Origin of the sequence: Streptomyces sp. NPDC020192 (assembly GCF_044388685.1) — a bacterium.
Lineage (GTDB): Bacteria > Actinomycetota > Actinomycetes > Streptomycetales > Streptomycetaceae > Streptomyces.
In genome coordinates this window covers 87,374-113,426 of the sequence record NZ_JBIRXG010000003.1, presented here as the reverse complement: position 1 = coordinate 113,426, position 26,053 = coordinate 87,374, and the positions used below count along the sequence as shown (strand labels likewise).

The 26,053-nt window shown below is 72.0% G+C and carries 20 protein-coding genes, 1 tRNA gene and 1 pseudogene; 4 read left to right on the top strand and 18 right to left on the bottom strand.

Translation table 11 applies throughout. The features are described 5' to 3' along the window. Nucleotides 1–67: 67 nt before the first annotated feature. The gene (locus tag ACH47Z_RS07530) at nt 68–1,519 is read left to right on the top strand and encodes a tetratricopeptide repeat protein (RefSeq protein WP_399071573.1); all 1,452 of its coding nucleotides are present in this window, start codon (nt 68–70) and stop codon (nt 1,517–1,519) included. 3 nt (nt 1,520–1,522) lie between these two features. On the opposite strand, the gene hppD is transcribed toward ACH47Z_RS07530, so the two are convergent. Next, nucleotides 1,523–2,668: a 4-hydroxyphenylpyruvate dioxygenase gene (gene hppD, locus ACH47Z_RS07525; protein WP_399071571.1), complete on the bottom strand. Its 1,146-nt coding sequence runs from the start codon at nt 2,666–2,668 to the stop codon at nt 1,523–1,525. 122 nt (nt 2,669–2,790) lie between these two features. On the opposite strand from hppD, the gene ACH47Z_RS07520 reads away from it, so the two are divergent. Beyond that, nucleotides 2,791–3,270, top strand: a complete 480-nt coding sequence (locus ACH47Z_RS07520; protein ID WP_399071569.1) for an Lrp/AsnC family transcriptional regulator — start codon at nt 2,791–2,793, stop codon at nt 3,268–3,270. Between the two features lie 54 nt (nt 3,271–3,324). On the opposite strand, the gene ACH47Z_RS07515 is transcribed toward ACH47Z_RS07520, so the two are convergent. The 6 genes from ACH47Z_RS07515 to ACH47Z_RS07490 all read right to left on the bottom strand — a co-directional run bounded on the left by ACH47Z_RS07515 (nt 3,325) and on the right by ACH47Z_RS07490 (nt 9,150). After that, the gene (locus tag ACH47Z_RS07515) at nt 3,325–4,116 is read right to left on the bottom strand and encodes a S16 family serine protease (protein WP_399071567.1); all 792 of its coding nucleotides are present in this window, start codon (nt 4,114–4,116) and stop codon (nt 3,325–3,327) included. A 67-nt stretch (nt 4,117–4,183) separates the two neighbouring features. Then, nucleotides 4,184–4,825 (bottom strand): IclR family transcriptional regulator, encoded by a 642-nt coding sequence (locus tag ACH47Z_RS07510; RefSeq protein ID WP_399071565.1) that lies wholly within the window; start codon nt 4,823–4,825, stop codon nt 4,184–4,186. Between the two features lie 357 nt (nt 4,826–5,182). Next, nucleotides 5,183–6,982 carry a DEAD/DEAH box helicase gene (locus tag ACH47Z_RS07505; RefSeq protein ID WP_399071563.1) on the bottom strand — a complete coding sequence of 600 codons (1,800 nt, stop codon included), beginning with the start codon at nt 6,980–6,982 and terminating at the stop codon, nt 5,183–5,185. Nucleotides 6,983–7,099: 117 nt separating this feature from the next. Further along, nucleotides 7,100–7,468, bottom strand: coding sequence for a type II toxin-antitoxin system death-on-curing family toxin (locus tag ACH47Z_RS07500; protein ID WP_399071561.1), 369 nt, complete (start codon nt 7,466–7,468; stop codon nt 7,100–7,102). Then, the gene (locus tag ACH47Z_RS07495) at nt 7,468–7,665 is read right to left on the bottom strand and encodes a hypothetical protein (RefSeq protein ID WP_399071559.1); all 198 of its coding nucleotides are present in this window, start codon (nt 7,663–7,665) and stop codon (nt 7,468–7,470) included. The genes ACH47Z_RS07500 and ACH47Z_RS07495 overlap by 1 nt, the downstream gene beginning before the upstream one ends. Before the next feature lie 12 nt (nt 7,666–7,677). After that, nucleotides 7,678–9,150, bottom strand: coding sequence for an MFS transporter (locus ACH47Z_RS07490; RefSeq protein WP_399071557.1), 1,473 nt, complete (start codon nt 9,148–9,150; stop codon nt 7,678–7,680). A 175-nt stretch (nt 9,151–9,325) separates the two neighbouring features. On the opposite strand from ACH47Z_RS07490, the gene ACH47Z_RS07485 reads away from it, so the two are divergent. Then, nucleotides 9,326–9,397, top strand: a tRNA-Cys gene (locus tag ACH47Z_RS07485). A 218-nt stretch (nt 9,398–9,615) separates the two neighbouring features. Here ACH47Z_RS07485 and ACH47Z_RS07480 read toward each other — a convergent pair. The 8 genes and pseudogenes from ACH47Z_RS07480 to ACH47Z_RS07445 all read right to left on the bottom strand — a co-directional run bounded on the left by ACH47Z_RS07480 (nt 9,616) and on the right by ACH47Z_RS07445 (nt 19,396). After that, on the bottom strand, nt 9,616–10,776 hold the full coding sequence (locus tag ACH47Z_RS07480; RefSeq protein ID WP_399071554.1) for an SUKH-4 family immunity protein: 1,161 nt from the start codon (nt 10,774–10,776) through the stop codon (nt 9,616–9,618). 150 nt (nt 10,777–10,926) lie between these two features. After that, a pseudogene (locus tag ACH47Z_RS07475) lies at nt 10,927–11,285 on the bottom strand (phosphotransferase); the annotation flags it as partial. Between the two features lie 46 nt (nt 11,286–11,331). After that, nucleotides 11,332–13,641, bottom strand: coding sequence for a xanthine dehydrogenase family protein molybdopterin-binding subunit (locus ACH47Z_RS07470; protein ID WP_399071552.1), 2,310 nt, complete (start codon nt 13,639–13,641; stop codon nt 11,332–11,334). Next, nucleotides 13,638–15,434: a 2Fe-2S iron-sulfur cluster-binding protein gene (locus ACH47Z_RS07465; RefSeq protein WP_399071549.1), complete on the bottom strand. Its 1,797-nt coding sequence runs from the start codon at nt 15,432–15,434 to the stop codon at nt 13,638–13,640. The genes ACH47Z_RS07470 and ACH47Z_RS07465 overlap by 4 nt, the downstream gene beginning before the upstream one ends. Beyond that, nucleotides 15,431–16,324 carry an FAD binding domain-containing protein gene (locus tag ACH47Z_RS07460; protein WP_399071547.1) on the bottom strand — a complete coding sequence of 298 codons (894 nt, stop codon included), beginning with the start codon at nt 16,322–16,324 and terminating at the stop codon, nt 15,431–15,433. Before ACH47Z_RS07460 ends, ACH47Z_RS07465 begins: the two co-directional genes overlap by 4 nt. A gap of 277 nt (nt 16,325–16,601) precedes the next feature. After that, on the bottom strand, nt 16,602–18,305 hold the full coding sequence (locus tag ACH47Z_RS07455; RefSeq protein WP_399071545.1) for a beta-N-acetylhexosaminidase: 1,704 nt from the start codon (nt 18,303–18,305) through the stop codon (nt 16,602–16,604). A 189-nt stretch (nt 18,306–18,494) separates the two neighbouring features. Further along, nucleotides 18,495–18,794, bottom strand: a complete 300-nt coding sequence (locus tag ACH47Z_RS07450) for a DUF3039 domain-containing protein (RefSeq protein WP_399071543.1) — start codon at nt 18,792–18,794, stop codon at nt 18,495–18,497. Between the two features lie 29 nt (nt 18,795–18,823). Then, on the bottom strand, nt 18,824–19,396 hold the full coding sequence (locus ACH47Z_RS07445) for a YqgE/AlgH family protein (RefSeq protein ID WP_399071541.1): 573 nt from the start codon (nt 19,394–19,396) through the stop codon (nt 18,824–18,826). A gap of 279 nt (nt 19,397–19,675) precedes the next feature. Here ACH47Z_RS07445 and murA point away from each other — a divergent pair, with 279 nt between their 5' ends. Beyond that, complete coding sequence (murA, locus tag ACH47Z_RS07440) at nt 19,676–21,016, top strand: UDP-N-acetylglucosamine 1-carboxyvinyltransferase (protein WP_399071539.1); 1,341 nt, start codon at nt 19,676–19,678, stop codon at nt 21,014–21,016. Nucleotides 21,017–21,128: 112 nt separating this feature from the next. On the opposite strand, the gene ACH47Z_RS07435 is transcribed toward murA, so the two are convergent. The 3 genes from ACH47Z_RS07435 to ACH47Z_RS07425 all read right to left on the bottom strand — a co-directional run bounded on the left by ACH47Z_RS07435 (nt 21,129) and on the right by ACH47Z_RS07425 (nt 25,910). Beyond that, nucleotides 21,129–21,410 (bottom strand): HU family DNA-binding protein, encoded by a 282-nt coding sequence (locus tag ACH47Z_RS07435; protein WP_225096192.1) that lies wholly within the window; start codon nt 21,408–21,410, stop codon nt 21,129–21,131. 360 nt (nt 21,411–21,770) lie between these two features. Further along, the gene (locus tag ACH47Z_RS07430; protein WP_399071537.1) at nt 21,771–23,186 is read right to left on the bottom strand and encodes an NAD-dependent malic enzyme; all 1,416 of its coding nucleotides are present in this window, start codon (nt 23,184–23,186) and stop codon (nt 21,771–21,773) included. A gap of 375 nt (nt 23,187–23,561) precedes the next feature. After that, nucleotides 23,562–25,910 carry a HelD family protein gene (locus ACH47Z_RS07425; RefSeq protein WP_399071535.1) on the bottom strand — a complete coding sequence of 783 codons (2,349 nt, stop codon included), beginning with the start codon at nt 25,908–25,910 and terminating at the stop codon, nt 23,562–23,564. Nucleotides 25,911–26,053 lie beyond the last annotated feature (143 nt).

The following is a 26,053-nucleotide window of genomic DNA, read 5'->3' as shown; positions in this document are numbered from 1 at the left end:
TGAACCCCGTCCGCCCCGCCCTGCGGCCGCCCGGGTGTGCTCGTCGTACTGACGCACAGTGAGCGGCATGGACCACCGACTGAGCGTGCCGGGTACGTCCCTGCCGGCCCAGCCGCGCCGCGGACGGCGCCGGCGCCGGCGCCGCCGGGTGCTGCTCGCCGTACTGGCGGGTGGCCTCGTCGCGGGCGCGGTACCGATGCTGACGCCGCCGGACGAGCCGCCGCGCAAGGCGGTCCGGCCGCCGGCCGCCGGTCCGCAGGCGCTGACCGCGCTGACCTCGGGGATGCCGGCCGCGCTGCCGCAGCTCGCGGCGCTCATCGGGCAGGAGGAGCGGCGGGTGCGGGCTCAGCCCCGGGACGCGTGGGCGTGGGCGGTGCTGGGCAGCGCGTATGTGGAGCGGGGGCGGCGGACGGCCGAACCGGCGGACTATCCGCGGGCCGACCAGGCGCTCCGGACCTCTCTGAAGGTGCGAGCGGCGAAGAACACCGAGGCGTACGACGGGCTGACCGCCCTCGCCCTCGCCCGCCGGGACTTTCCGGCGGCGAAACGGTACGGCGAGCAGGCGCTGAAGGAGGCGCCGAAGCGGTGGACGGCGTATCCGCCGCTGATCGACGCCTACACCGGGCTCGGCGACTACAAGGCGGTCCAGTCGTCCCTGGACAGGCTGCTGGCGCTGCGCCCCGGGGCGGCGGCACGGCCGGCGGTGATGGCGCGGGCCTCGGCGGTGTACCGGGACCGGGGCTGGCGCGAGGACGCGGTGGCCCAGCTGACCGACGCGGCGGCCGCGGCCGGCACCCCGGCCGCGCGGGCCGTCTGGCTGGCCGGGCTCGGGCAGCTGGCCTGGGAGCGCGGGGATCTGCCGGACGCGCTGCGGCACTTCGAGGCGGCGCTGCGTCTCGACCCCGGGCAGCGGGAGGCGCTGACCGGGCGGGCGCGGACGCTGGCCGTGCGGGGCCGCATGGCGGAGGCGTTCGCCGGGTACCGGGCGGCGCTCGCCGGGCGGCCGGATCCGCGGGACGCCTATGAGCTGGGCGAGCTGTACGAGGCGGGGGGCATGACCCGTGCGGCGCGGACGGCGTACGGGCAGGTGAAGGCGCTGGTACGACAGCGGATCGCGGCCGGGGTCGACGAGGATCTGCTGATCGGGCGGTTCGAGGCGGACCACGGGGACGCCGGGAACGCCGTACGGGAGTTGCGGGCGGAGTGGCGGCGCCAGCCGGGCATCGAGGTGGCCGACGCGCTCGGCTGGGCGCTGCACCGGGCCGGTGCGGACCGGCAGGCGCTGGCGTACGCGGCCGCCGCGACGGACACGGCGAGGGGCGGGGTGCACAGCGCGCCGTACGTGTTCCACCGGGGGATGATCGAGAAGGGGCTGGAGCGGTACGCGACCGCCCGCCGGCACCTCCAGGAGGCGCTGCGGGTCAACCCGTACTTCTCCCCGCTCGACGTCCCGGCGGCGCGGGCGGCGCTGCGGGCACTGGGCGGCGTCCCCGACGAGCCGCCGCCCGATGACCTGTAGGCCCTACAGGTTGCCCCGCTTGTCCTGCTCGCGCTCGATCGCCTCGAACAGGGCCTTGAAGTTGCCCTTGCCGAAGCCCATCGAGCCGTGCCGCTCGATGATCTCGAAGAAGACGGTCGGACGGTCCTGGACCGGCTTGGTGAAGATCTGCAGCAGATAGCCGTCCTCGTCGCGGTCGGCGAGGATCTTCAGCTCGCGCAGGGTCTCGATGGGTACCCGGGTGTCACCGACCCACTCGCCGAGGGTGTCGTAGTAGGAGTCGGGGGTGTCGAGGAACTCGACGCCGGCCGCGCGCATGGTGCGGACGGTCTGGACGATGTCGTTGGTGTTCAGCGCGATGTGCTGGACGCCGGCGCCGCCGTAGAACTCCAGGTACTCGTCGATCTGGGACTTCTTCTTGGCGATCGCGGGCTCGTTGATCGGGAACTTGACCTTCAGGGTGCCGTCCGCGACGACCTTCGACATCAGCGCGCTGTACTCGGTGGCGATGTCGTCGCCCACGAACTCCTTCATGTTCGTGAAGCCCATGACCTTGTTGTAGAAGGCCACCCACTCGTTCATCCTGCCGAGTTCGACGTTGCCGACGCAGTGGTCGATGGCCTGGAAGGTGCGCTGGGCGGGCGGCTCGACCATCGGCCTGGCGGCGGTGTAGCCGGGCAGGTAGGGGCCGTCGTAGCCGGAGCGGTCGACGAGGGTGTGGCGGGTCTCGCCGTAGGTGGCGATCGCGGCGAGGACGACGGTGCCGTGCTCGTCCTTCACCTCGTACGGCTCGGCGAGGCCCTTTGCGCCGTGCTCGACGGCGTAGGCGTACGCGGCGCGGGCGTCCGGGACCTCGATGGCCAGGTCGATGACGCCGTCGCCGTGCTCGGCCACGTGCCGGCCGAGGAAGCGGCCCCAGTCGGTGCTCGGCTTGATGACCGAGGTGAACACGAAGCGGGCGGAGCCGTTCTCGAGCACGTAACTGGCGGTCTCGCGGCTGCCGTTCTCCGGTCCGGAGTAGGCGACCAGCTTCATGCCGAAGGCGGTGGAGTAGTAGTGCGCCGCCTGCTTGGCGTTGCCCACGGCGAAGACGACCGCGTCCATTCCCTTGACCGGGAAGGGGTCGGCCTGCCGGGCGGTGTCGGGAGTGTGGTGTGTGGTCTGCGTCATAGCCGAAGGGTGGCCCGGCTCTGCAAGGTGCGCAATAGTTTCCGTGTTCACAGGGCAATCTGCTCAGTGGTACGGCGGTTTCGGCAGACTTTCTGTACAGGATGACCACCCCGGGAGGGGCCGTGGCGATCGATCATCTGGACGGGCGGATCATCGTGCTCCTGGCCCGGGAGCCGCGCATCGGGGTGCTGGAGATGTCCCGGCGGCTGGGCGTGGCGCGCGGGACCGTGCAGGCGCGCCTCGACCGGCTTCAGTCGAACGGAGTCATCCGCGGATTCGGTCCGCAGGTCGATCCGGCGGCCCTCGGATACCCGGTGACGGCCTTCGCCACGCTGCAGATCCGGCAGGGCCAAGGGCCGGACGTCCGGGCGTACTTGGCGACCGTGCCGGAGGTGCTGGAGCTGCTGACCACGACCGGCAGCGGGGACATGCTGTGCCGGCTGGTGGCCCGCTCGAACGCCGATCTTCAACGGGTGATCGACCTGGTCGTCGGTTTTGATGGCATCGTCCGGGCCTCCACGGCGATCGTCATGGAGAACCCCGTTCCGCTGCGGATCATCCCGCTGGTGGAACAGGCCGCCCGGGACAGCGAAGGAACGTGACCTGTCTGGGGTGAGGCGCCGCAGGGGTTCGTGAGGTCGCCGGGGCCGTGGGGCTCAGCAGCTCGGGACCGAGCCCTTCCCCTTCTCCAGGACCGTCAGCGAGTTCACGGCACCCTTGAGCGTGGTGACCGGGACCAGCTTGAGGCCCTTCGGGAGTTCCGCCTTGGCGTCGGCGCACTCGGCCTTCGGCACCAGGAAGACGGTGGCCCCGTCCCGGCGGGCGGCCTGCGTCTTCAGGGCCACCCCGCCGACCGCGCCGACCGTGCCGTCGGCGTCGATCGTGCCCGTACCGGCGATGGTGCGCCCGCCCGTCAGATCACCCCCGCTGCCGTCGCCGTCCAGCTTGTCGATGATCCCCAGCGTGAACAGCAGGCCCGCGCTCGGCCCGCCCACGTCGGCGAGCTTCAGCGAGACCTTGACCTTGTCGGCGCTCAGCCCGAGGTACTTCAGCGCCGCCTGCGTCGCCGCGTCCTGGGACTGCTGCATCTGCGCCGCGTTGTGCTGCTCGATCTCCTTGACGGTGTCCCCGCTCGGGTAGACGGCGTCGCGCGGCATCACGGCCCGGTCGGTGCGGAACCAGTTGCCGAGCACGTCCAGGAGCGACACCCGGGCGTCCGGTCCGGTCGCCTCGATGGTGACCATCCGCAGCTGCCCGCTGGTCCGCCGGGCCGACGCCCCGGAGACCGTGATCACCTGGGTGCCCTTGTTCTCACCGAGCACGTTCGCCGTCATCCCGGGCTGGGCCACCGAGAACGGCAGCGGCGCGAACGCCGCCGTGGCGAGCAGCGCCACGACGGGCAGAGCGCAGACGGCTACGGCCTGGGGACGTGTGAGACGTGAGAGCACGGGATCAATCTAACGTGACCCTCGCGTATCGCCTCATGCCCTGTGTCTCGCAGCCGCAGGGGTCTGCTCAGCGCAGCGCCTCGGCCACCTCCCGGGCGGCCTCGACCACCCTGGGCCCGACCCGTTCCGGTACGGAGTCCGCCAGCATGACGACGCCCACGCTGCCCTCGACCCCGGTGACCCCGACCAGCGGCGCGGCCGCCCCGCTCGCACCGGCCTCGAGTTCGCCGTGCGTGAGCGTGTACCCGGGATCGGTGGAGGGCGACTGCCGGGCCGACAAAATGGCCTTGCCCGCCGCCCCCCGGTCCAGGGGGTGCCGGAAACCGGCCCGGTACGCCACGTGGTAGTCGGTCCACGTCGGCTCGACCACGGCGACCGCCAGCGCCTCCGTCCCGTCGACCAGGGTCAGGTGCGCCGTCGCTCCTATGTCCTCGGCGAGCGAGCGCAGCGCGGGCAGCGCGGCCTCCCGGACCAGCGGGTGCACCTGCCGGCCGAGGCGCAGCACCCCGAGGCCGACCCGGGCTCGCCCGCCCAGGTCACGCCGTACCAGCGCATGCTGTTCCAGGGTGGCGAGCAACCGGTACACGACGGTACGGTTCACGCCCAGTTTCGTGGACAACTCGGTGACGGTCAGCCCGTGGTCGGTGTCGGCCAGCAGCTTCAGGACACGCAGTCCCCGGTCGAGCGTCTGAGAGGTCTCCGCGGTCACGACGCCCACTCCTTTGGTGGTGAGGCCGGCGGGCCCCTGAGCGGCGGATGCGTGACCGAGTCCCGTCGGCGACGCGTTCAGAGGCCGCCGATCGGCAGGACGGCTCCGGCGGCTCCGGGCCAGGTCGCTTCACGGCCGCGCTCCGCGGCGACGCTGCCACGGGGCGTGTGTGTAGCCGGACAGTAGCGAAGCCAGTTCGCTGAGCGGAAGTCTCCGTCCAGAATCCGGGCAAGGCCTGATCCGGCCTGCCTGCATTCGTCCGGATACGCACACGCACACACGCCTCACCGGCGTCCGGGGCAGCAACCGACGCCGACGACTCCCCGGCCGACCGAGTCGGGTGGGCGGGTGGGCGGGTCAGCGCATGCGCGTCGCCCACTCCTGCACCTTGGCGATGCGCTGCCGCAGCTGTCCCGCCGTGGCCTCCGCGCTGGGCGGGCCTCCGCACACGCGCCGTAGCTCGGTGTGGATCACTCCGTGCGGCTTGCCGCTCTGGTGGACGTACGCGCTGACCAGGGTGTTGAGCTGCTTGCGCAGCTCCATCATCTCCTTGTGGGAGACGACGGGCCGCCGTTCCGCGGGCAGCTCCAGCAGATCGGCCTCGGTGTCCGGCTTCTTGCGGCTGTGCGCGATCTGCCGGGCCTGCCGCTTCTGCAACAGCAACTGCACCTGGTCGGGTTCGAGCAGCCCGGGGATGCCGAGATAGTCCTGCTCCTCCTCGCTCCCCGGGTGCGCCTGCATACCGAACTCGGCACCGTCGTAGAGGACCCGGTCGAAGACGGCCTCGGACTCCAGCGCCTCGAACGAGAACTGCTCCTGCTCACCGGTGTCCTCGTCCTGCTGCTTGTTCGCCTCCTCCATCTCCTTCTCGGATTCGGCGTACGGGTCCTCCTCGCCCTCCTTCTTCGGCTTGTCGAGGGCGTGGTCCCGCTCCTTCTCCATCTCGTTGGCGAAGGTCAGCAGGTCGGGCACGGTCGGCAGGAACACGGACGCGGTCTCGCCACGCCGCCGGGACCGTACGAAACGCCCGACGGCCTGCGCGAAGAAGAGTGGGGTCGAGATCGTCGTCGCGTACACCCCGACCGCGAGCCGCGGCACGTCGACGCCCTCGGACACCATCCGCACAGCAACCATCCACCGATCGTTGCTGTCACTGAACTCGTCGATCTTCTTCGAGGCGCCCGCGTCGTCCGACAGCACGAGCGTGGCCTTCGTACCGGTGATCTCGCGGATCAGCTTGGCGTACGCACGCGCCGAATCCTGGTCGGAGGCGATGACCAGCGCACCCGCGTCCGGGATGGCCTTCCTGACCTCGGTCAGCCGCTGGTCGGCGGCGCGCAGCACACTCGGCATCCAGTCGCCACGCGGGTCGAGCGCGGTCCGCCAGGCCTGGCTGATCGCGTCCTTGGTCATCGGCTCGCCGAGCCGGGCGGCGATCTCGTCACCGGCCTTCGTACGCCAGCGCATGTTGCCGCTGTAACTGAGGAAAATGACGGGCCGCACGACATGGTCGGCAAGGGCGTTGCCGTAGCCGTAGGTGTAGTCGGCGGCGGACCGCCGGATCCCGTCCTGCCCCTCCTCGTACGTCACGAAGGGGATGGGGTTGGTGTCGGACCGGAACGGCGTACCGGTCAGCGCGAGCCGCCGGGTCGCGGGCTCGAACGCCTCCAGGCACGCCTCGCCCCACGACTTGGAGTCACCGGCGTGGTGGATCTCGTCGAGGATCACGAGGGTCTTGCGCTGCTCGACGCGGTTGCGGTGCAGCATGGGCCGTACGCCGACACCGGCGTAGGTGACGGCGACCCCGTCGTACTCCCTGCCGAGCGGTCCGGCGCTGTACTCGGGATCGAGCTTGATGCCTATCCGGGCCGCGGCCTCGGCCCACTGCTTCTTCAGGTGCTCGGTCGGCGCGACCACGGTCACCTGCTGCACGACGTGGTGGTGCAGCAGCCAGGACGCGAGCGTCAGCGCGAAGGTCGTCTTGCCGGCGCCGGGCGTGGCGACGGCGAGGAAGTCACGTGGCTGCTCCTGGACGTACTTCTCCATCGCCCCCTGCTGCCAGGCACGCAGCTTGCTGGCGGTACCCCAGGGGGCCCGGCCGGGGAAGGCGGGCGAGAGGTGGTGGGAGGAGGCGGAGGTGGCGGCGGTGGTAGTCACGGTCTCCGTGGCGGGGTCGGGCGGCTACGTATGACAACCGGGCCACCCTACCGGCGCCGCCCCACCGTCAACGCCCGGACGAGGCCGGGTCGCCCGCGGGTGGGATCCACGTCACAGTCAGCGCGCGAAGCGCGGCAGTTGTGCCGCGATCTTGGGCACGTCCAGCGCTCCTTGACAGACGTCCAGCACGAAGCGCTCGGCCTCGTCGACGTCGAAGTCCGGGTCCAGCGGATGCCCGTTCATGTGCAGGAAGACCCAGGTCGCATACCAGGAGAGACGCTTGTTGCCGTCCACGAGTGCGTGATTGCGGGCGAGGGACTCCATGAGGGCTGCGGCCTTCTGCCACACGTCCGGGTAGGCGTCCTGCCCGAACACGCTCGACTGGGGACGTGCAAGCGCCGAGTCCAGGAGCCCGTAGTCGCGCACGTCGTCCGCCCCGAGCCGCTGGACCAGGTTCAGCAACTCGGAGAGCGTGAGGTAGTGCATCAGGCGAGCCTTCGGTTCAGCTCGGCGCTGGCCTTCAGCACGTGCTCGGCCGCCTCGTTGAACAGGCGTGAGTGCTCGTTTATGGCTGCGATCACCGCGTCGTGCGCGAAAGCCTGCATGCTACGACCCTCGGCCGCGGCGCGCGCCCGCAGGGCATCCAGCTCTTCGTCCGTAAACCGCAGGTTCAGTCCAGCCATGACCCAACGGTACTACGTGGTACCACCCGGTGCCACCGGATGACGCTCCCGCAGCCGCGTCGTCACCCACGCCCCCACCAGCGCCACCCCTGCCATCGGCAGGAAGACGGCCGCGAAGGCGCCGGGATGGCCGGCGTCGGCCGTGGTGGCCGTGGCGGTCGCCGTGTTGCCGCCGCCCAGGGCCGCGAAGGCGGCGCCGGTGGTGGCGAGCAGGACGACGTTGGAGAGGGCGTCGGAGATCTGGAGCGCGGCGGAGTTGGTGCCGGCCTCCTCCGGGGCGGACAGCCGGAGCAGGAGCACGCTGGTGGAGGAGATCACCAGGCCCATGCCGAGGCTGCCGAAGGCCCAGGCGACGGCGACGATCCAGACGGGCACGGAGTGCACGAGCACACTGGGCGCGGTGGCGATCGCGGCGGCCACCAGCACCATCCCGACGGTCATCAGCCGCTCCCGGTACGGCGCCAGACGCGGCCGGGACTGGATGAACGAGCCCAGCGCCCAGGTCAGCCCACCCGCCGCGAGCGAGAACCCGGCGAGCATCGGCGACAGCCCGCGCTGGGTGACGAGCATCAGCGGGACGAAGGACTCGGCGGCGATGAAGGAACCGGCGGACAGTCCGCGCAGCAGCACGACGGAGGGCAGCCCGCGGGCCGCGCGGTAGGTGCCGTGCGGGAGGAGGCCGTGGATGGCGGGCACGAGCAGCGCGGCACCGGCCAGTGCGGGGAGTACGGCGAGGGGCCGCAGGTCCTGGGCGGCGTACTGGAGGAGTCCGGCGCCCAGGGAGATGCCGAGGGCGAGCCGGATGCGCCGCCGGTCGAAGGAGCCGGCGCCCTTTTCGGCCTGGACCGGCCCGGACGCCCGGCGGCGTATCTGCGGCAGGGCGAGGGCGAGTGGGAGGACGACGAGGGCGGGGATGCCGAGGAAGACCCAGCGCCAGCCGAGGTGTTCGGTGACGGCGCCGGAGGCGAGGGGGCCGACGATGGAGGGGACCACCCAGCCCGCCGCGAAGGCCGCCATGATCGCGGGCCGCAGCCGCTCGGGGTAGGCGCGGCCGACGACGACGTACAACGCCACGATGACCAGCCCGCCGCCGAGCCCCTGCACAGCCCGGCCCAGGATGAACACCCACATCACCTGGGCGGTGCCGGCGATGACGAGCCCGGCGGCGAACCCCGCGATGCCGGTGCTCAGCGGGCCGAGGGGGCCGCGCCGGTCGGACCACTGCCCGGACAGCACCATCCCGAACAGGCTGGTGGTGAAGTACCCGGAGAACGCGAACGCGTACAACGCCACTCCGTCCAGCTCCCGCGCGGCAACCGGCATCGCGGTCCCGACAGCGGTCGCCTCGAAGGCGATGAGCAGCACGACGGAGACGATCCCGACGCTGAGCGCCCGATACGACCGACCCAGCACACCTTCTCTTTCGGTGGCGGTCTCGGCGTCTTCGGTCACGACATCGGCGTCGCGGGGCTCCAGGGCGGTCATGCCCGCCAGAGTAAGGCCCACAAGCCCCCTTCACCCCTGTCGGGAGTCGGGTCCGACCTGCGACCTTGGTCGTACGTCCCCCGTTTCATGAACGTGGTGTGGCAGTCACATTGCAGCCCCGCCGTTCCCCTTGAGCCCCCTCCCCGACCCCTCGTAAGTTCATTCCCACGAACACGGCCGTGTGCCCGAGTGGTTTAGGGGCTCGCCTGCAAAGCGAGTTACGTGGGTTCGATTCCCGCCACGGCCTCTGGTGGCTTGACCAGGCAAAAGGAAAGGGCGGCACCCCGGAAGGGGGCCCGCCCTTTTGGTCCTCCGTCTCAGTTGCCGTCTCAGTTGGGGCGTGGGACGGCATCACTGCCCTGTAACGACTCGCTCACAGCATCAATCAGGTCGCTGTGTGCACGTCCAAGATCGCGTCGGACCGATCCGGTCAGCCACTCGGTGTCGGGCGCATTCCGGGTGCTGTCAGAGCACCCCGCCCGCCTCGTCCTGGAAGACCGCCGTCCAGTAGTGCCAGTCGGTGTCGGGGGACGTGCCCGTGGGGTCGACCGTCGACAGGGTGTGGATCATGGCGGCGGCCAGGTCCTCGTAGGACAGGGTCGTCGGCTCGCGGTACAGGTGGCTGGCGATGGACCGCTCGTGGTGCAGCAGCCAGAGGGTGAAGGCGAGGGTGGAGACGTCGGTGTTCAGGGGATGGAGTGTCGCGTCCGGCTCGCTGAACGTCAGTACCGCGCCCGTTCTGCCGTCGACCACCAGGCTGGTGTCCTCCAGCAGACGGCCGAGGCGGATCAAGTGGTCCGCGTGGGCCGGGAGTTCGTCGGGCGTGATGTGGCCCGGGTGCTCCTCCGTGACGTACTCCCGCAGGGTCGGGAGGGGGACGTCCGTGTCGGTGAAGAAGAGGACCGCCTGTTCCGGCAGGCCCGTCTCGCGCAGGAAGCGCCGGGTCGGCTCGTGGGTGAGTGTCGGCGGGAAGTCGACCTCCTCGAAGCGGGTCACCCGGCCGTGCCCGAACTCCTGGTCCAGGACACGTGCGGGGACGTCCAGGGTGAGGCCGGACGCCGTGCCGGGGCCGGCGACGAGGGTGAGCGGGCGGATCAGGGCCGCCGCCTTCCAGTACGGCGGGACCTCGCCGTGCGCGCCCTCCTCGAAGAGGGAGAGCAGGCGGCGGGTCGCCTCGGCGGCCGTCTGGGGGCCGTACCGCCCCGCGAGGGACGCGAAACGGCCGCGCAGGCCCGTCAGTTCCTCGGTGACCGCCGCGAAGCGCAGCAGCGTGGCGAGGGACGGCGCGAAGGGGCGGGGCTCGGACGGGTCGAAGAGGTAGGCCGTCGTCAGCTCGCCCGACGCGCCGTCGAGCAGGATCGACTCGCGCTCCATGCCGGCCGGGGTCAGCAGTTCGCCTATCACCAGGCGGGTTCTCAACTCCTCCGCCAGCCGGAAGGGGGCCTCCGCGGCGTCGGCGAGCGTGCGCAGGCCGTGGGTGCGCAGCGGGGAGAAGGTCAGCAGGTCGGTGGCCGCGGGCAGTCCGGCGCCGCCGAGCAGGCCGCGCGTCGGCGCGTGCGTGACGTAGCGGTCCAGCTCCGCCTCGGTCAGCGTGATCGCCGTACTCCCGGTGTCGGTCGTGCTCATCGCTCCCCCGCGATCTTCCCCGTCGATGGGTCCATGCCCGCCCTGCGTCCGTGAGCGCTGCCGCCCCCACTGCTTCGCAGACTACGCCGCCCCACTGACAACGGCCCTCACCAGGAAGGACGTCAGGCGACCCGCGCACGTTGCGCGCCGGCGCAGTTCCTCGTCCAGTTCGGGTACCGTCCACGCCGTCCCGTACCCGGTCTTCGCCCGCGCCGCTTCCCGGGCCGCCACCGTGTCCGCGTCCGGTGCCAGGACGACGACGTACAGCGGGCGGGTGCGGATCAGGCCGGTGTACGCCCGCAGGTCCTCGCCCAGCAGCACGTCCTGTACGACCGCCGTGAAGCCGGCCTCCGCGTACGTGTCCGCCGCGGCCGCCGACAGGACGATCATCCGGCGGAACACGTCGCCCCGGATGTGCGCCGCGCGCGGCAGGCTCCCCCACCTGCCCTAAAGGCGTGGGGGGACCCCCCGGCCAGGAGCTGCGCCACCGTCGACTTGCCGGCGGCCATCACCCCGGTGATGACCACCACCCCGTCGATCACGCGCGACCGCGGCTCACGGGTCCGTCACCACCGCCGCCTGCGGGCGGATCGGGAGACGGTTGACCGGGCGGCCCGTCGCCGCGCGCACGGCCGAGGCGATCGCCGCCGGGGCCGTCACCACCGGGACCGCGCTGGCCGACTTGGCGCCGAAGGGCGCCACCACGTCGCGTTCCTCCACCAGCTTGACGATCTGGATGTCCGGCGCGTCCAGGGCGGTGGGGAGGGCGTAACCCGTCAGGTCGGGGTGGCGGACCAGGCCGCGAGGCGTACGGAGGTTCTCCGTCAGGGCGATGCCGATGCCCTGGGTCACGCCCGCCTCGATCCGGGCCGCCAGCTGGGCCGGGTTCAGGATCCGGCCGACGTCCTGCGCCACCGCCAGCTCCACCACCCGCACCGAGCCCAGCTCGATGTCGACGTCGACCACCGCGCGGATCGCGCAGAAGGCCATCCCGACGAACGCGTCACCCTGCCCGGAGGCGTTCAGGGGCTCGGTGGGATGCGGGCGGCACTGCGCCGTGGCCCACAGCTCCTTGCCCTCCATCGCCTCGGTGACGGTGGTCGACAGGACGCCGTCGTACGACGTGATCTTGCCGTCGGTGATCTGGAGCAGTTCCGTGGACATGCCGAACTTGTGGGCGAGCGGCTGGAGGAGCTGGGTGCGGACCATCTTGGCCGCGCGCTCCACCGCGCCGCCCGAGACCCAGGTGTGGCGGCCCCGGCAGCTCGCGCCGGCCGGTGGCTGGTCGGTGTCGACCGGGGCCACGTGGACTTCCTCGATGCCGAGGGTCTCCTGGACGATCTGGCGGGCCAGCGTGGTGAAGCCCTGGCCGGTCTCCACGGCGGCGCAGAGCACCGTGGCGACGCCGTCGTGGACCTTCACCGTCGCCGTGGACACCTCGTCGGCGCCCTCCGCGCCGAGCATGTGCACCATGCCCAGGCCGTAGCCGACGCCCCGGCGCACCGCGCCCGGCTCGCCCGCGCCCTCCGGGCCGCCGGGCAGCAGCCAGTCCTCCTCGGGCTCGTCCTTGGGCAGCGCGGGGAGCGGGAAGTCGCGTACGGACTGCAGGAGTTCGGCCACCGGGGCCGGGCAGGTCACCGTCTGGCCGATGGGGAGGACGTCTCCCGTGGCGAGCGCGTTGCGCAGGCGCAGCTCGGCCGGGTCCAGGCCGAGCTTCTTCGCCAGCTTGTCCATCTGCGCCTCGTAGGCCGCGCAGACCTGCATCGCGCCCTCGCCGCGTACATGGCCGGAGGGCGGGTTGTTGGTGCGTACGGCCCAGCCCTCGATGAAGGCGTTCGGGACGACGTACGGGCCGCACGCGAAGGAGACGGCGGCGGCGAGCGCGTCGGCGGAGGTGTCGGCGTACGCGCCCGCGTCCAGCAGGATCTGCGCCTCCACCTTGACCAACGTGCCGTCGGCGTCGGCGTGGTGGCGGTAGCGGAGCAGGGTGGGGTGGCGGTGGGCGTGGCCGAGGAAGGACTCCTCGCGCGTGGCCGTGAGTTTCACCGGGCAGCCGGTCTTGAGCGCGAGCAGGCCGAGCGGCAGCTGGAAGCCCTGGTCCTCACGGTCGGCGGTGGCGCCGGGCACCCCGGTGACGACGATCTTCACCCGATCGGGGGACAGCCCGTAGCAGGCCGCAGCGGTGTTGCGGTCGGCGTGCGGGTCGGTGGAGCCCAGGTACAGCTCCACGCCGCCGTCGGGGCGGGGCACGGCGAGGCCGGCCTCGGCGCCGATGGGGGCCGGGTCCTGGCGGCCGATGCGGTACTGGCCCTCCACGACGACCTCGCCGACCGCCGACGGGTCGCCGTGGTGCAGCGGGATGTGCCGGATCAGGTTGCCGTCGGGGTGCAGGGGTTCGGCCTCGAAGGCGTGCTCCGGGTCGGTGACGGGATCGAGTACCTCGTACTCGACGATGACGGCGGCGGCGGCCATCCGCGCGGTGTCCGGGTGGTCGGCGGCGACGGCGGCGATGGGCTCGCCGTGGTGGCGTACGACCTCGGAGGCGAACACCGGGCGGTCGGGGGTGCCCCGGCCGTACCGGGGGGTGCCGGGCACGTCCTCGTGGGTGATGACCGCGCGGACGCCGGGCATCTCACGCGCGTGCGTGGTGTCGATGTTCACGATGCGCGCGTGCGCGTGCGGGGAGCGCAGGACGGCCGCCCACAGCAGGCCCTCGGCCCACAGGTCGGCGGCGTACGGGAAGGTGCCCTCGGTCTTGGCGCGCGCGTCGGCGTGCGGCAGGGACACGCCGAGGCCGTGCGGGAACGGCTCGGCTTCGGGGGCGACGTCCGCGGCGGTGGTCGCCGTGGCGGCTTCGTTGCTCACACCTGGCCTCCGTCCTGGCCGTAGTGCTGGTCGTGCGTGCCGTACAGGTCGGGCGTGGCGTACGGGTCGGGCGAGCCGTAGGGCTCCGGCGTGTCGAACGCGCCGGGCGCCTCGAACGCCGACGGGTTGACGCCGCCGGAGCCGGGGCCCGCCTGGTGCGGGATACGTGCCTCGTCCGCGCCCGTCTCAACGCCGGTGGCGTGCGCGGCCTCGCGCTCGGCGACGACCTCCTGGACGGCCCGCAGGACGCCCTGGTAGCCGGAGCAGCGGCACAGGTTGCCGCACAGCGCCTGCCGGGTCTCCAGCTCGGTCGGCGCGGGGTTGCCCTCCAGCAGGTCGTGCACGGTCATCGCCATGCCCGGCACGCAGAAACCGCACTGCACCGCGCCGCACCGGGCGAGCGCGCGCTGCACGTCGGAGGGCTGCCCGTCGGCGGCGAGGCCCTCGACGGTGCGCACCTCGCTGCCGGCCGCGGTGACCGCCGGGACCAGGCAGGAGGCGACCAGACGGCCGTCGACCTGGACGTTGCAGGCCCCGCACTCGCCCTGCGAGCAGCCGTCCTTGGCGCCCGCGAGGCCGAGCCGTTCGCGCAGCACGTACAGCAGCGACTCGCCGATCCAGGCATCGGTGACGGGCCGGTCGGCGCCGTTGACGCGCAGCACGTAGGAGGCGAGGGGGTGGTCGTCGTTCGGCGGGAGGGGTGCGGCGGATTCCTCGGCGCTCTCGCCTTCGGCCGCCTGCCGCGGGGCCGGGTCCGCCGGGTCCGCGGCGGGCTCGGGGGTACCGGCGAGTCCCTCCGCAGGGGGTGCGGTGGCTCCTTCGGCGGGGTCCGCAGGCGTGTCGTGCGGCGCGTCGGTGTCGGCGTCGGCCGCGGCAGAAGTGGCGGCCCTGTCCGCCGTTGTGGCGGCCTGCGGGGCGGACCCGGGAGGCGCGGGCACCTCGTGGGCCGCCGGGCCGTCGAGGGGGCCTTCAGGGGCCTGTGCGGGGGCCTGGACGTCCACGGACTCGCCCTGGTGCTCCGCGAGTTCGCCGGGCTCCCCGGAATCGTCCGCCGGAGCGGCTCCACCGGGCGTGTCTCCCTGCCCGTGCCCGAACTCGTCGTGCCCACCCTCCGGGTGACCGAACTCGGGGTGCCTCTCCGTACGGCCCGGCTCCGGGTACCCCGCCGGGGCGTGCCCGTACTGCTCCCCGCGCCCGTACCGCTCCTCGCGCGCGTACGCGTCCGGTGCCGGAGCGTCGCCCGCCGGGCTCTGGTCCCAGGCGGTGCCCGCGCCGTCCGTCGCCCAGGGCGCGGGCGCGCCGCCGGGCAGGGTGGGCGGCGGGGTGCCGCCCCACTGCTCGACCAGGGACGATGTGGTGAACTCGCCCGATTCGTCCGGAAGGTCACCGCCAGCCACGGGGATGGACCACTGCCCGGTGACGTCGTGTCCGGGAGCGGCCGGGGCGGCGGGCTCGTCGAAGGTCCACTGCTGGGTCGCGCCGGGCTGGTAGGTGAACCGGTCGTCCGCGCCCTGGGGCACGGCGTTCGGGTCGGGCCACTCGGTGCCGCCCGCGGGCGTGCCCCAGGTGCCGGTCGTGGCGGGGTCGCCGGTGCCGGGGGCGGCCGTTATCCGCGGCGGCACATAGCCGTGACCCGGCGCGGCCAGCGGGCTGTCGCCGGACAGCAGGGCGTCGATGCCGCCCTCGGGGAGCTTGACGAAGGCGGTGGCGCCGTCGTCGTAGTCGCCCTGGGGCAGCGGGTCCCAGCGGCCGCCGCCCTGGGGCGTGCTCTCTCCGTGCTGGTCGTCGGTCACGACAGCGCCCTCCCCAGTGCTCGTCGGGCCAGCGCGGCGACGGTACGCCGCAGGTGCAGTACGGCGGGCGGAAGCGCGGGCACCGAGCCGTCGGACTCCGGTGCCGGGTCCGGGATGCAGGCCGCGGCGACGTACTCGCCGAAGGCGGTCAGGGCTTCGGGCACGAGCGCGCGGTCGTTGTCCCAGTCGATGAGCTGCGCGACCCACTGCTCGGCCTCCAGCGGCCTGAGCGGCATCGGCGCTATGGCACCGACGGCGCACCGCACTCCGCGCCGGGCGGGGTCGAGGACGAGGGCCACGGAGGCCAGCGCGCGGCCGGGGCCGGTGCGTCCAGTCGCCTTCAGGAAGACCTGCGGGGCGTGCAGCAGCGGTACGCGCACGTAGCCGATGAGTTCGCCGCCGCGCAGCATCTCCATGCCGGCCAGCAGGTGCGACACCGGGATCTCCCGGCGGGCTCCGCCCTGGCCCGCGATGACCAGCGTCGCCTCCAGGGCGGCCAGCACCGGCAGCGCGTCCCCGGTGGGGGCGGCCGAGGCGATGTTGCCGCCCAGGGTGCCGGCGTTGCGGATGTGCGGCGGGCCCGCGGCGCGAGCGGCGGCGGCGAGCGCCGGGATCAGGGCCGCGAAGTCGGGGCGGCCCATGCGCGCGTGCGTGAGTCCCGCGCCGAGCAGCGCGTGGCCGTCCTGGTACTGCCAGCCTCGGATCTCGCTGATCCGCCCGAGGCCCACCAGGGCGGCGGGCCTGAGCTGGCCGGAGTTGACGGCGGCCATCAGGTCGGTGCCGCCCGCGACGGGCACGGCGGTGGGCAGGGCGCCGAGGGCCGCCACCGCCTCGTCCAGCGTCGTGGGCAGCGTGACGGCCTGCGCCGCCTGCGGTGCGTGCGTGGTCAAACCGGCTGCCCCTTCCCGCTGCCCCACCTGGTCCCACCTGTGTGGCCGTACGGTACGTGCTCACAGGGCGGACGTGGCAACTCTGGCACATCTTCGCAAGAGTCGAACGCGGGGGTCCGCTAGCAGGCACTAAGAGGCACTGGGGAGCATTCGCCCACCTCATCACGGAGATGGTCCGATTTCGCACGGCATCACCGGTGCGCGCCGATTGACACTCTTCGGTGACACTTGGCGCGTTCTTCACCACGTGTTCGGGGCGGTCACGCGTGCGAGGCGGTCACTTGTGCGGCGGCGGCCCCTCGATCGGGCGGCCGGGCACCCCGGGGCGCTTCTGCCACGGCCGGGGCCCGGCGGGTGGCCGGTAAGCGACCCCGAGGGCGTCAAGTCGCGCGTAGTGCGCGGCCATACGGCGCTCGAAGCCCGCGAAGTCCCGTTCCTCCGGGGCGGGCAGCCGGCTCCAGGCCACCTCGGCGAAGGCGGCGAGCCGGGGGAAGGTCTGGTAGTCCACGCGCGCGGTGTCCTCGATCACCTCGGTCCACACGTTGGCCTGGGTGCCCAGCACATGCCGGGCCTCGGCCTCGGTGAGCCCGTCCGGGACGGGTTCGAACCGGTAGACGTCCTCCAGGGTGCGCACGAAGCCGATGGGCACCGGCTCGTCCTCGCCCGGGGCCTGACGGTGGTCCAGGTACACGTACTGCTCCGGGCACATGACGACGTCGTGCCCGGCCCGCGCGGCCGCGATCCCACCGCCGTAACCGCGCCACGAGGACACCGCGGCGCCCTCGGCGAGCCCGCCCTCCAGGATCTCGTCCCAGCCGATCAGCCGCCGCCCGCGCGCGGAGAGCCATGCGTCGAAGTGCCCGATGAACCACGACTGCAGGCCGTCCTCGTCGGCCAGCCCGAGATCCGCGATCCGGTTCTTCGCGGTCACCGACCCGGTCCACTGCTCCTTGCGGCATTCGTCGCCGCCGATGTGCACAAAGGACGAAAACCCCGTGGAGCCTGTGGCGTCCGCCGGGAACAACTCCAGGACTTCTTCGAACACCCCCTCGTAGAAGCGCAGGGTGGTGTCGGTGGGGGCGAGTACGTTGGCGGAGATCCCCCAGTTGTCCCAGACGGTGAGGGCGGTGGTGTCGATGACGTCGGTGTTGCCGAGTTCCGGGTACGCGGCGATGGCGGCCTGCGAGTGGCCCGGTACGTCGATTTCCGGGACGACGGCGATATGCCGCTCGGCGGCGTAGGCGACGATCTCCCGGATGTCGTCCTGGGTGTAGTAACCGCCGTGCGGCTTCTCCTCCCACAGCGGGGAAGCCCGGTGACCGAATTTCGACCTGGTCCGCCAGGACGCGGTCTCGGTCAGCTTCGGGTAGCGCTTGATCTCGATCCGCCAGCCCTGGTCGTCGGTCAGATGGAAGTGGAAGACGTTGAGTTTGTGCGCCGCCATCAGATCGAGGTAGCGCAGCACGCCTTCCTTGGGCATGAAGTGCCGGGCCACGTCGAGGAGAAGACCGCGCCAGCGGAATCGGGGGGCGTCGTGGAGGGTGACCGCCGGGAACTCCCACGCCTCGCGGCGGGTGATCGGGGCGCGCCGGAAGGCGTCCGGGCCGAGCAGCTGCCGGAAGGTCTGCGCACCCCAGAACAGGCCGGCCTCGCTCGCGCCGTCGATCGCGATCAGGTAACCGTCGGCACACAGCCGGTAGGCCTCGGGGCTGCCGAGTTCGTCCGCGAGCGAGGGGATGATCCGCAGCAGAACGCGGTTCGCGTGGTCGCGGTGGGGCCGCAGCGGGAATCCGGTGGCCGCGCCGACGGTCGCGCGCAGCCATTGCGCGACCCGCTCGGTGCCCTCGGTGGCCTCGATCTCGGTGTCCGCGTCGATGACGTATCCGGTGCCGCCGCCGGGCAGCGAGGCCGAGAGTCGGCTCGGTGCCGGAATCAGCGCCACGTCGGGTTCCGGAAAGCGGAGTTGCCTGTCGTCGCTCATGTCATCAGTCCTTTACCGCGCCGCCCGGCCGGAATCGGAATAGCGTCACGAAGGCTAAGCAGTACATGAACATGCCGACAAGAGGTCTGGACCACTTTGTGACCGGACAACACGAAGGCCCCCGGCACGCGCGTTTTCCACACATGCCGGGGCCCTGGAAACCTCAGGCTGAACCTCGAACGAGGGGGACTACTTGTCGCCGCCCTTGTCGCCGCCCTTGTCGCCGCCCTTGTCGCCGCCGCTGCCCATGGACTCGTAGATCTCCTTGCACATGGGGCACACGGGGTACTTCTTCGGGTCGCGGCCCGGCACCCAGACCTTGCCGCACAGCGCCACGACGGGGGTCCCGTCGAGGGCGCTCGCCATGATCTTGTCCTTCTGGACGTAGTGGGCGAAGCGCTCGTGGTCGCCGTCGCCGTGGGACACCTGTGGCGTCGGCTCTACGAGGGTCCCCGTACCAGTCCCGCGCTCGGGCTCAAGAGTGCTCATACCGCCCAGGGTACTGAAGCGCCCACGTATCAGTTGAGCGAAGGGTCGTCCGGATACGTGGCCACCATCGCCAGCTCGTTGCGCTGGCGGCGCAGCACCTCGCGCCACAGCCGCTCCGGGGCCGGCGAGGAGACGTCCCCGGGCTCGGACTCGACCACGTACCAGGCGCCCTCGACCAGCTCGTCCTCCAGCTGGCCGGGGCCCCAGCCGGCGTACCCGGCGAAGATCCGCAGGGAGCCGAGGGCCGAGGCGAGCAGCTCCGGCGGCGCCTCCAGGTCGACCAGACCGATCGCGCCGTGCACCCGCCGCCAGCCCAGCGGGGCCCGGTCGCCGCCCGCGCCACCCGGGATGACCGCGACGCCGAGCGCCGAGTCCAGCGAGACGGGGCCGCCCTGGAAGACCACCCCGGGCTCACCGGCGAGGTCGGCCCAGCCCTCCAGGATGTCGCCCACGTCCACGGGGGTGGGACGGTTGAGGACGACACCCAGGGAGCCCTCCTCGTCGTGGTCGAGAAGGAGCACCACCGCACGGTCGAAGTTCGGGTCCGCCAGGGCCGGTGTTGCCACGAGCAGCCGCCCTGTGAGCGAGGACACCTCGGTCATGCCAGACATGATCCCGCATCTTGCCCGGGTGTGGGGAGCCAATGCGGGGCAATCGGGGGGACGCAGGTCAGGGCGTAGGGAAGCGGGCCCGGCGCACAGCGGCCTGCGGTGACCCCATGTGCCCGATAGCGCACGGTTCGTGTTGTGACACAGCTATGACGATGCTTGGCGGTCCTTGGGCTTACGAACGGGGGGTGATCGGCGACTACGCTGTCTCTCCCGGCCCGCGCGCAACAGTGATCGGCCGCCCCCTGCCCAACTCATCGGAACGCGAGATTCATGACCGTCAACGACGATGTCCTGCTTGTCCACGGCGGAACCCCGCTCGAGGGCGAGATCCGTGTCCGCGGTGCGAAGAACCTCGTGCCGAAGGCCATGGTCGCCGCCCTGCTGGGCAGCGGCCCGAGTCGACTGCGCAATGTTCCGGACATCCGTGACGTGCGCGTCGTACGCGGCCTGCTCCAGCTGCACGGGGTGACGGTCCGTCCGGGCGACGAGCCCGGCGAGCTGGTCATGGACCCGACGTACGTCGAGAGCGCCAACGTCGCCGACATCGATGCCCACGCCGGTTCCAGCCGTATCCCGATCCTCTTCTGCGGCCCCCTGCTGCACCGTCTCGGCCACGCGTTCATCCCGGGCCTCGGCGGCTGCGACATCGGCGGCCGGCCGATCGACTTCCACTTCGACGTGCTGCGGCAGTTCGGCGCGACGATCGAGAAGCGGGCCGACGGCCAGTACCTGGAGGCGCCGAAGGGCCTGCGCGGCACGAAGATCCGGCTGCCGTACCCGTCCGTGGGCGCGACCGAGCAGGTGCTGCTGACGGCCGTACTGGCCGAGGGCGTCACCGAGTTGTCCAACGCGGCCGTCGAGCCGGAGATCGAGGACCTCATCTGCGTGCTGCAGAAGATGGGCGCGATCATCGCGATGGACACCGACCGCACGATCCGCATCACCGGTGTGGACAAGCTCGGCGGCTACACCCACCGCGCCCTCTCGGACCGCCTGGAGGCCGCCTCCTGGGCTTCCGCGGCGCTCGCGACCAACGGCAACATCTACGTCCGCGGCGCCCAGCAGCGCTCGATGATGACGTTCCTGAACACCTACCGGAAGGTGGGCGGCGCCTTCGAGATCGACGACGAGGGCATCCGCTTCTGGCACCCGGGCGGCCAGCTGAAGTCCATCGCGCTCGAGACCGACGTACACCCCGGTTTCCAGACCGACTGGCAGCAGCCGCTGGTGGTGGCCCTGACCCAGGCGACCGGGCTGTCCATCATCCACGAGACGGTCTACGAGTCCCGGCTGGGCTTCACGTCGGCCCTGAACCAGATGGGCGCCCACATCCAGCTCTACCGCGAGTGCCTGGGCGGCTCCGACTGCCGCTTCGGCCAGCGCAACTTCCTGCACTCCGCGGTCGTCTCCGGCCCCACCAAGCTCCAGGGCGCCGACCTGGTCATCCCCGACCTGCGCGGCGGCTTCTCGTACCTCATCGCGGCCCTGGCGGCCGAGGGCACGTCCCGCGTCCACGGCATCGACCTCATCAACCGCGGCTACGAGAACTTCATGGAGAAGCTCGTGGAGCTGGGGGCCAAGGTCGAGCTGCCGGGCAAGGCGCTCGGCTGACCCCGTTTCCGACAGCGACGACGAAGGGGCGGCACCCGGAGAACCTGGGTGCCGCCCCTTCGTCGTGTTCACAAGGCCCCTACACCGTCCCGTTGGCACAGAGGCGGCAGGGTCACTTGCCCTTGGCCGCTTCCTTGAGCTTGGAGCCCGCGGTGACCTTCACGCTGTAGCCGGCGGGGATGTTGATGGGCTCGCCGGTCTGCGGGTTGCGCGCGGTACGAGCGGCACGGTGGGTGCGCTCGAAGGTCAGGAAGCCGGGGATGGTGACCTTCTCGTCGCCCTTGGAGACGATCTCGCCGACGGTCTCGGCGAACGCGGCCAGCACGGCGTCGGCGTCCTTGCGGGTCACCTCGGCGCGGTCGGCCAGCGCGGCCACCAGCTCACTGCGGTTCATGTTGTTACTCCCGTGTTTTTCTTGCCGTTGGGGTGTGCCACGCGGCGGAGCCGCCCGAGGCACTGCGATGCCGATGCGCTCGCGCCCAGGGACGCATCCTGCCCCTACCTGCGGCGCGAAAGCCAATCCGGCACCCGTAGGAGTCGTGAGAACACCCTGGGGAGTCACACGAAAAGCGCCTGCTCGGCGCCACCCTAGAGGGCGCCCGGCATCCGGTGGTTCCGCGACGCGCCGATGCAGGGGCCGCCGTGGTGATCCTCACAGCCCCTGCACAGTACGACACGGTGTCACCGGCCCGACGCCCGGGCGCCTTTCAGCCGTCACCCGGCGGGTGCCGGCGGCCGCCCGGAGCCGGGACGGTCAGACCGTCGCGCCGGCGGCCTTCGCGGCCTCGCGGACCGCACCGGCCACCGCGCCCGCGACCTTGTCGTTGAAGACGCTCGGGATGATGTAGTTCGGGTTCAGCTCGTCCTCGGTGACCACGTCGGCGAGGGCATGCGCGGCGGCGAGCATCATCTCGGTGTTGACGGTGCGGGACTGGGCGTCCAGCAGGCCGCGGAAGACGCCCGGGAAGACCAGCACGTTGTTGATCTGGTTCGGGAAGTCGGAGCGGCCGGTGGCCACGACGGCCGCCGTCTGGCGGGCGACCGCCGGGTCCACCTCGGGGTCCGGGTTCGCGAGCGCGAACACGATGGCGCCGTCGGCCATGGCGGCCACGTCGTCGCCGTCCAGGACGTTCGGGGCCGAGACGCCGATGAAGACGTCCGCGCCGCGCACGGCCTCCTTCAGGGTGCCGGTCAGACCCTCGGGGTTGGTGTTGTCGGCGATCCAGCGCAGCGCCGAGTCGGCCGGGGCGTCCACCAGGTCGGCGCGGCCGGCGTGCACGACACCGTGGATGTCGGCGACGACGGCGTTCTTCACGCCCGCGGCGATCAGCAGCTTGAGGATGGCCGTACCGGCCGCGCCCGCGCCGGACATGACGACCCGGATGTTCTCGATGGCCTTGTCCGCGACGCGCAGCGCGTTGGTCAGGGCGGCGAGAACGACGATGGCGGTGCCGTGCTGGTCGTCGTGGAAGACGGGGATGTCGAGGGCCTCGCGCAGGCGGGCCTCGATCTCGAAGCAGCGCGGGGCGGAGATGTCCTCGAGGTTGATGCCGGCGAAGCCGGGGGCGATCGCCTTGACGATCTCCACGATCGCGTCGGTGTCCTGGGTGTCCAGGCAGATCGGCCAGGCGTCGATGCCGGCGAAGCGCTTGAAGAGGGCCGCCTTGCCCTCCATGACGGGCAGCGCGGCCTTGGGGCCGATGTTGCCGAGGCCGAGCACGGCGGAACCGTCCGTCACGACCGCAACGGAGTTGCGCTTGATGGTGAGGCGGCGGGCGTCCTCGGGGTTCTCGGCGATCGCCATGCACACGCGGGCCACACCCGGCGTGTAGATCATCGAGAGGTCGTCACGGTTGCGGATCGGGTGCTTCGACGCCATCTCGATCTTGCCGCCGAGGTGCATCAGGAACGTACGGTCGGAGACCTTGCCGAGCGTGACGCCCTCGATCTGGCGGAGCTGCTCGACGATCTCGTCGGCGTGCGCGGTCGAGGTGGCCGCGATGGTGACGTCGATCCGGAGCTTCTCGTGACCGGACGCGGTGACGTCGAGGCCGGTGACCGAGCCTCCGTGGGACTCGACGGCCGTGGTGAGCTGGGAGACCGCGGTTCCGCTGGCGGGCACCTCCAGCCGGACCGTCATCGAGTAGGAGACGCTGGGCGCCGTTGCCATGGCCGACTTCCTCTGCTTTCACCGTGTCGCGAGTTGTGCCGTCCGATCGTCGCACCTACCGCGGAGTACGTGGTAGTCGCCTCGGATTGCGGACGTTTTGTTCATGAGCGGTGCCTGTTTTCGGAAAACCACTTCCACCATACGAGAATCGATCAGGCAAGAAAAGGGGCCGTCCGGGCAAAGGAAGAGACCCACGCCACATCGGACGTGGGTCTCTCACGCTTGACGACACCGACCCGCCATGCTCGCCTCGCGGCAAGTGGTCCCTCGCAGGGACAAAGGTTGGGCCCGGGGGCTTGGATCGGGCCGGTGCCGTACCCAGGCTAACAAACGGATGCCCGGGGCCATTCCCCTCGCGGGGAGTTCACAGGAAACTCAGTCCCGCAGCAGGTCCGGCACCCCGGCCGCGTCGGGCTCGTCCCGCTCCCCCGACACCACCGTCAGCTGCTGGGTCGCCCTGGTCAGCGCCACGTAGAGCACGCGCAGCCCGGCCGGCGACTCGTCGGCGATCTCCGCCGGAGAGACGACCACGGTCGCGTCGTACTCCAGGCCCTTGGCCTCCAGGCTGCCGAGCGCCACCACCCGGTCGCCGAGCCCGGCCAGCCAGCGCCGGGCCTCCTCGCGCCGGTTCATCGCGACGACCACGCCGACGGTGCCGTCGACGAGGTCCAGCAGCCGCTCGGCCTCCGCGCGCACGGCCGCCGCCAGGGAGTCCTGCACAACGGTGAAGCGCGGCTCGACCCCGGTGGACCGAACGGCGGACGGCGACTTGGAGCCGGGCATGGCGAGGGCGAGCACCTTGGCGGCCAGCTCGGCGATCTCGGCCGGGTTGCGGTAGTTCACGGTGAGCTGGAAGCGGCGCCGGGGGCGGGTGCCGAGGGCCTCGTCGCGGGCCTCGGCCGCCTCGTCCGGGTCGGACCAGGAGGACTGGGCCGGGTCCCCGACGACCGTCCAGGTGGCGTGCCGGCCACGACGGCCGACCATCCGCCACTGCATCGGCGTGAGGTCCTGCGCCTCGTCCACGATGACGTGCGCGTACTCGGTGCGCTCCTGGGCGAGCCGCTCGGCCCGCTCCCGCTGCGTCTCCTCACGCACCGGCATCAGCTCCTCCAGCCCGGTGAGCTGGTCCAGCGGGTCCAGCTCCCGCTTCTTCCTGGGGTGGGCCGGGGCGCCGAGGATCGCCTGGAGCTCGTCCAGCATGGCGATGTCGTGCACGGAGAGGCCGTCCCGTTTCAGCGAGCGGGCGACCTTGCGGACCTCCCCGGGGTTGAGGACCCGCCGGGCCCAGCGGCCGAGCCGCCGCTCGTCGGCCATGGCCGCGAGGACCTGCTTCGGGGTGAGCTCGGGCCACCAGGCGTTGAGGAACGCGATGAAGGAGTCCTCGGACGTCACGTCCTCGTCGAAGGAGGAGCGCAGCTCGGCGGCCAGCTCGGGGTCGCTGTGCCGGGAGGCCGCGCCGGACTGGGCCCACAGGGCGTCCAGCAGCAGCTTGCGGGCGCGCGGGCGCAGCAGGTTGACGGGGGCGGTGCCGCCGAGGGCGGTACGGCGGACACGGTCCAGCTCGGCCGACTCCAGCTCGAGGCGGCGGCCGAAGGCGACGACGCGCAGCCGGGTGGGCGTCCCGGTGACCGTCTGCGGCTCTTCGTCGAGGGCGGGCTGAGTGGTGGGCCCCAGCTCCAGGGCGCCCCGGGCCGCCTTCCGCAGCACCTTCAGCATCCGGTACGAGCCCTTGGCGCGGGCCACGGACGGGGAGTCGTACAGGGTCGCCTCCGTCCCGTCGACCAGCGAGCCGATGGCACGGATGGCGACCTGGCCCTCCTCGCCGAGGGAGGGCAGCACGCCCTCGGTGTAGGCGACGAGCAGCGGGGTCGGGGAGACGATGAGGATGCCGCCGGCGTACCGCCGCCGGTCCTGGTAGAGCAGATAGGCGGCGCGGTGGAGCGCGACGGCGGTCTTTCCGGTGCCGGGCCCGCCCTCGACGTACGTGATCGAGGCGGCGGGCGCCCGGATGACGAGGTCCTGCTCGGCCTGGATGGAGGAGACGATGTCCCGCATGGTGTGGCCGCGGGCCTGGCCGAGGGCGGCCATGAGGGCGCCGTCGCCGATGACGGGCAGCTCATCGCCGTCGAGGTAGGCGGTCAGCTCGGGCCGCATCAGGTCGTCCTCGACGCCGAGCACGCGGCGCCCCTTGGACCGGATGACCCGGCGCCGTACGACCCGTCCGGGGTCGACCGGGGTGGACCGGTAGAACGGCGCGGCGGCGGGGGCGCGCCAGTCGATGACCAGCGGCGCGTAGTCCTCGTCGAGGACGCCGATGCGCCCGATGTGCAGGGTCTCGGCGATGTCGGCGGTGTTGTCGTCCCGTACGGCGCCCTCGGCCGGCTCCACCGCCGTGTACGCCCCGTCGGGACCCTTCTTCCCGTCCTTGCCGAGAAGGAGATCGATCCGGCCGAAGAGGAAGTCCTCGAACTCGTTGTTCAGCCGGTTCAGGTGAATGCCGGCGCGGAAGACCTGCGCGTCGCGCTCGGCCAGCGCGCCCGGGGTGCCGACCTGGCCGCGCTTGGCAGCGTCCTCCAGCAGGAACTCGGCGTCGTGGATCTTCTCCTCCAGCCGCCGGTACACCCGGTCCAGGTGTTCCTGTTCGACGCTGATCTCCCGGTCACGGACGGAATCGTGTACGCCGTGTACCGAGCCGACCGCGGACTGCTGAACCTGAGCGGCCACCGGGCCCCCTTCTGACGTGCTGGGCAGCCGTCAACCGTACGCGAAGGGGGGCCGTCAAAGCTACGGGACCGCGGTTCCGGCCAGGCGCGCGAGGCAGACGAGTGTCGGCCGGAACCGGAGCCCCGGCCGAGCCCGCCGCAGGC

What these genes read in the sequence shown, in the direction of transcription:
- ACH47Z_RS07530 (WP_399071573.1), top strand. Translation starts at nt 68, where the DNA reads ATGGACCACCGACTGAGCGTGCCGGGTACGTCCCTGCCGGCCCAGCCG.
- hppD (WP_399071571.1), bottom strand. Translation starts at nt 2,668, where the DNA reads ATGACGCAGACCACACACCACACTCCCGACACCGCCCGGCAGGCCGAC.
- ACH47Z_RS07500 (WP_399071561.1), bottom strand. Translation starts at nt 7,468, where the DNA reads ATGCACTACCTCACGCTCTCCGAGTTGCTGAACCTGGTCCAGCGGCTC.
- ACH47Z_RS07495 (WP_399071559.1), bottom strand. Translation starts at nt 7,665, where the DNA reads ATGGCTGGACTGAACCTGCGGTTTACGGACGAAGAGCTGGATGCCCTG.
- ACH47Z_RS07490 (WP_399071557.1), bottom strand. Translation starts at nt 9,150, where the DNA reads ATGACCGCCCTGGAGCCCCGCGACGCCGATGTCGTGACCGAAGACGCC.
- ACH47Z_RS07480 (WP_399071554.1), bottom strand. Translation starts at nt 10,776, where the DNA reads ATGAGCACGACCGACACCGGGAGTACGGCGATCACGCTGACCGAGGCG.
- ACH47Z_RS07455 (WP_399071545.1), bottom strand. Translation starts at nt 18,305, where the DNA reads ATGAGCGACGACAGGCAACTCCGCTTTCCGGAACCCGACGTGGCGCTG.
- ACH47Z_RS07450 (WP_399071543.1), bottom strand. Translation starts at nt 18,794, where the DNA reads ATGAGCACTCTTGAGCCCGAGCGCGGGACTGGTACGGGGACCCTCGTA.
- ACH47Z_RS07445 (WP_399071541.1), bottom strand. Translation starts at nt 19,396, where the DNA reads ATGACCGAGGTGTCCTCGCTCACAGGGCGGCTGCTCGTGGCAACACCG.
- murA (WP_399071539.1), top strand. Translation starts at nt 19,676, where the DNA reads ATGACCGTCAACGACGATGTCCTGCTTGTCCACGGCGGAACCCCGCTC.
- ACH47Z_RS07435 (WP_225096192.1), bottom strand. Translation starts at nt 21,410, where the DNA reads ATGAACCGCAGTGAGCTGGTGGCCGCGCTGGCCGACCGCGCCGAGGTG.
- ACH47Z_RS07430 (WP_399071537.1), bottom strand. Translation starts at nt 23,186, where the DNA reads ATGGCAACGGCGCCCAGCGTCTCCTACTCGATGACGGTCCGGCTGGAG.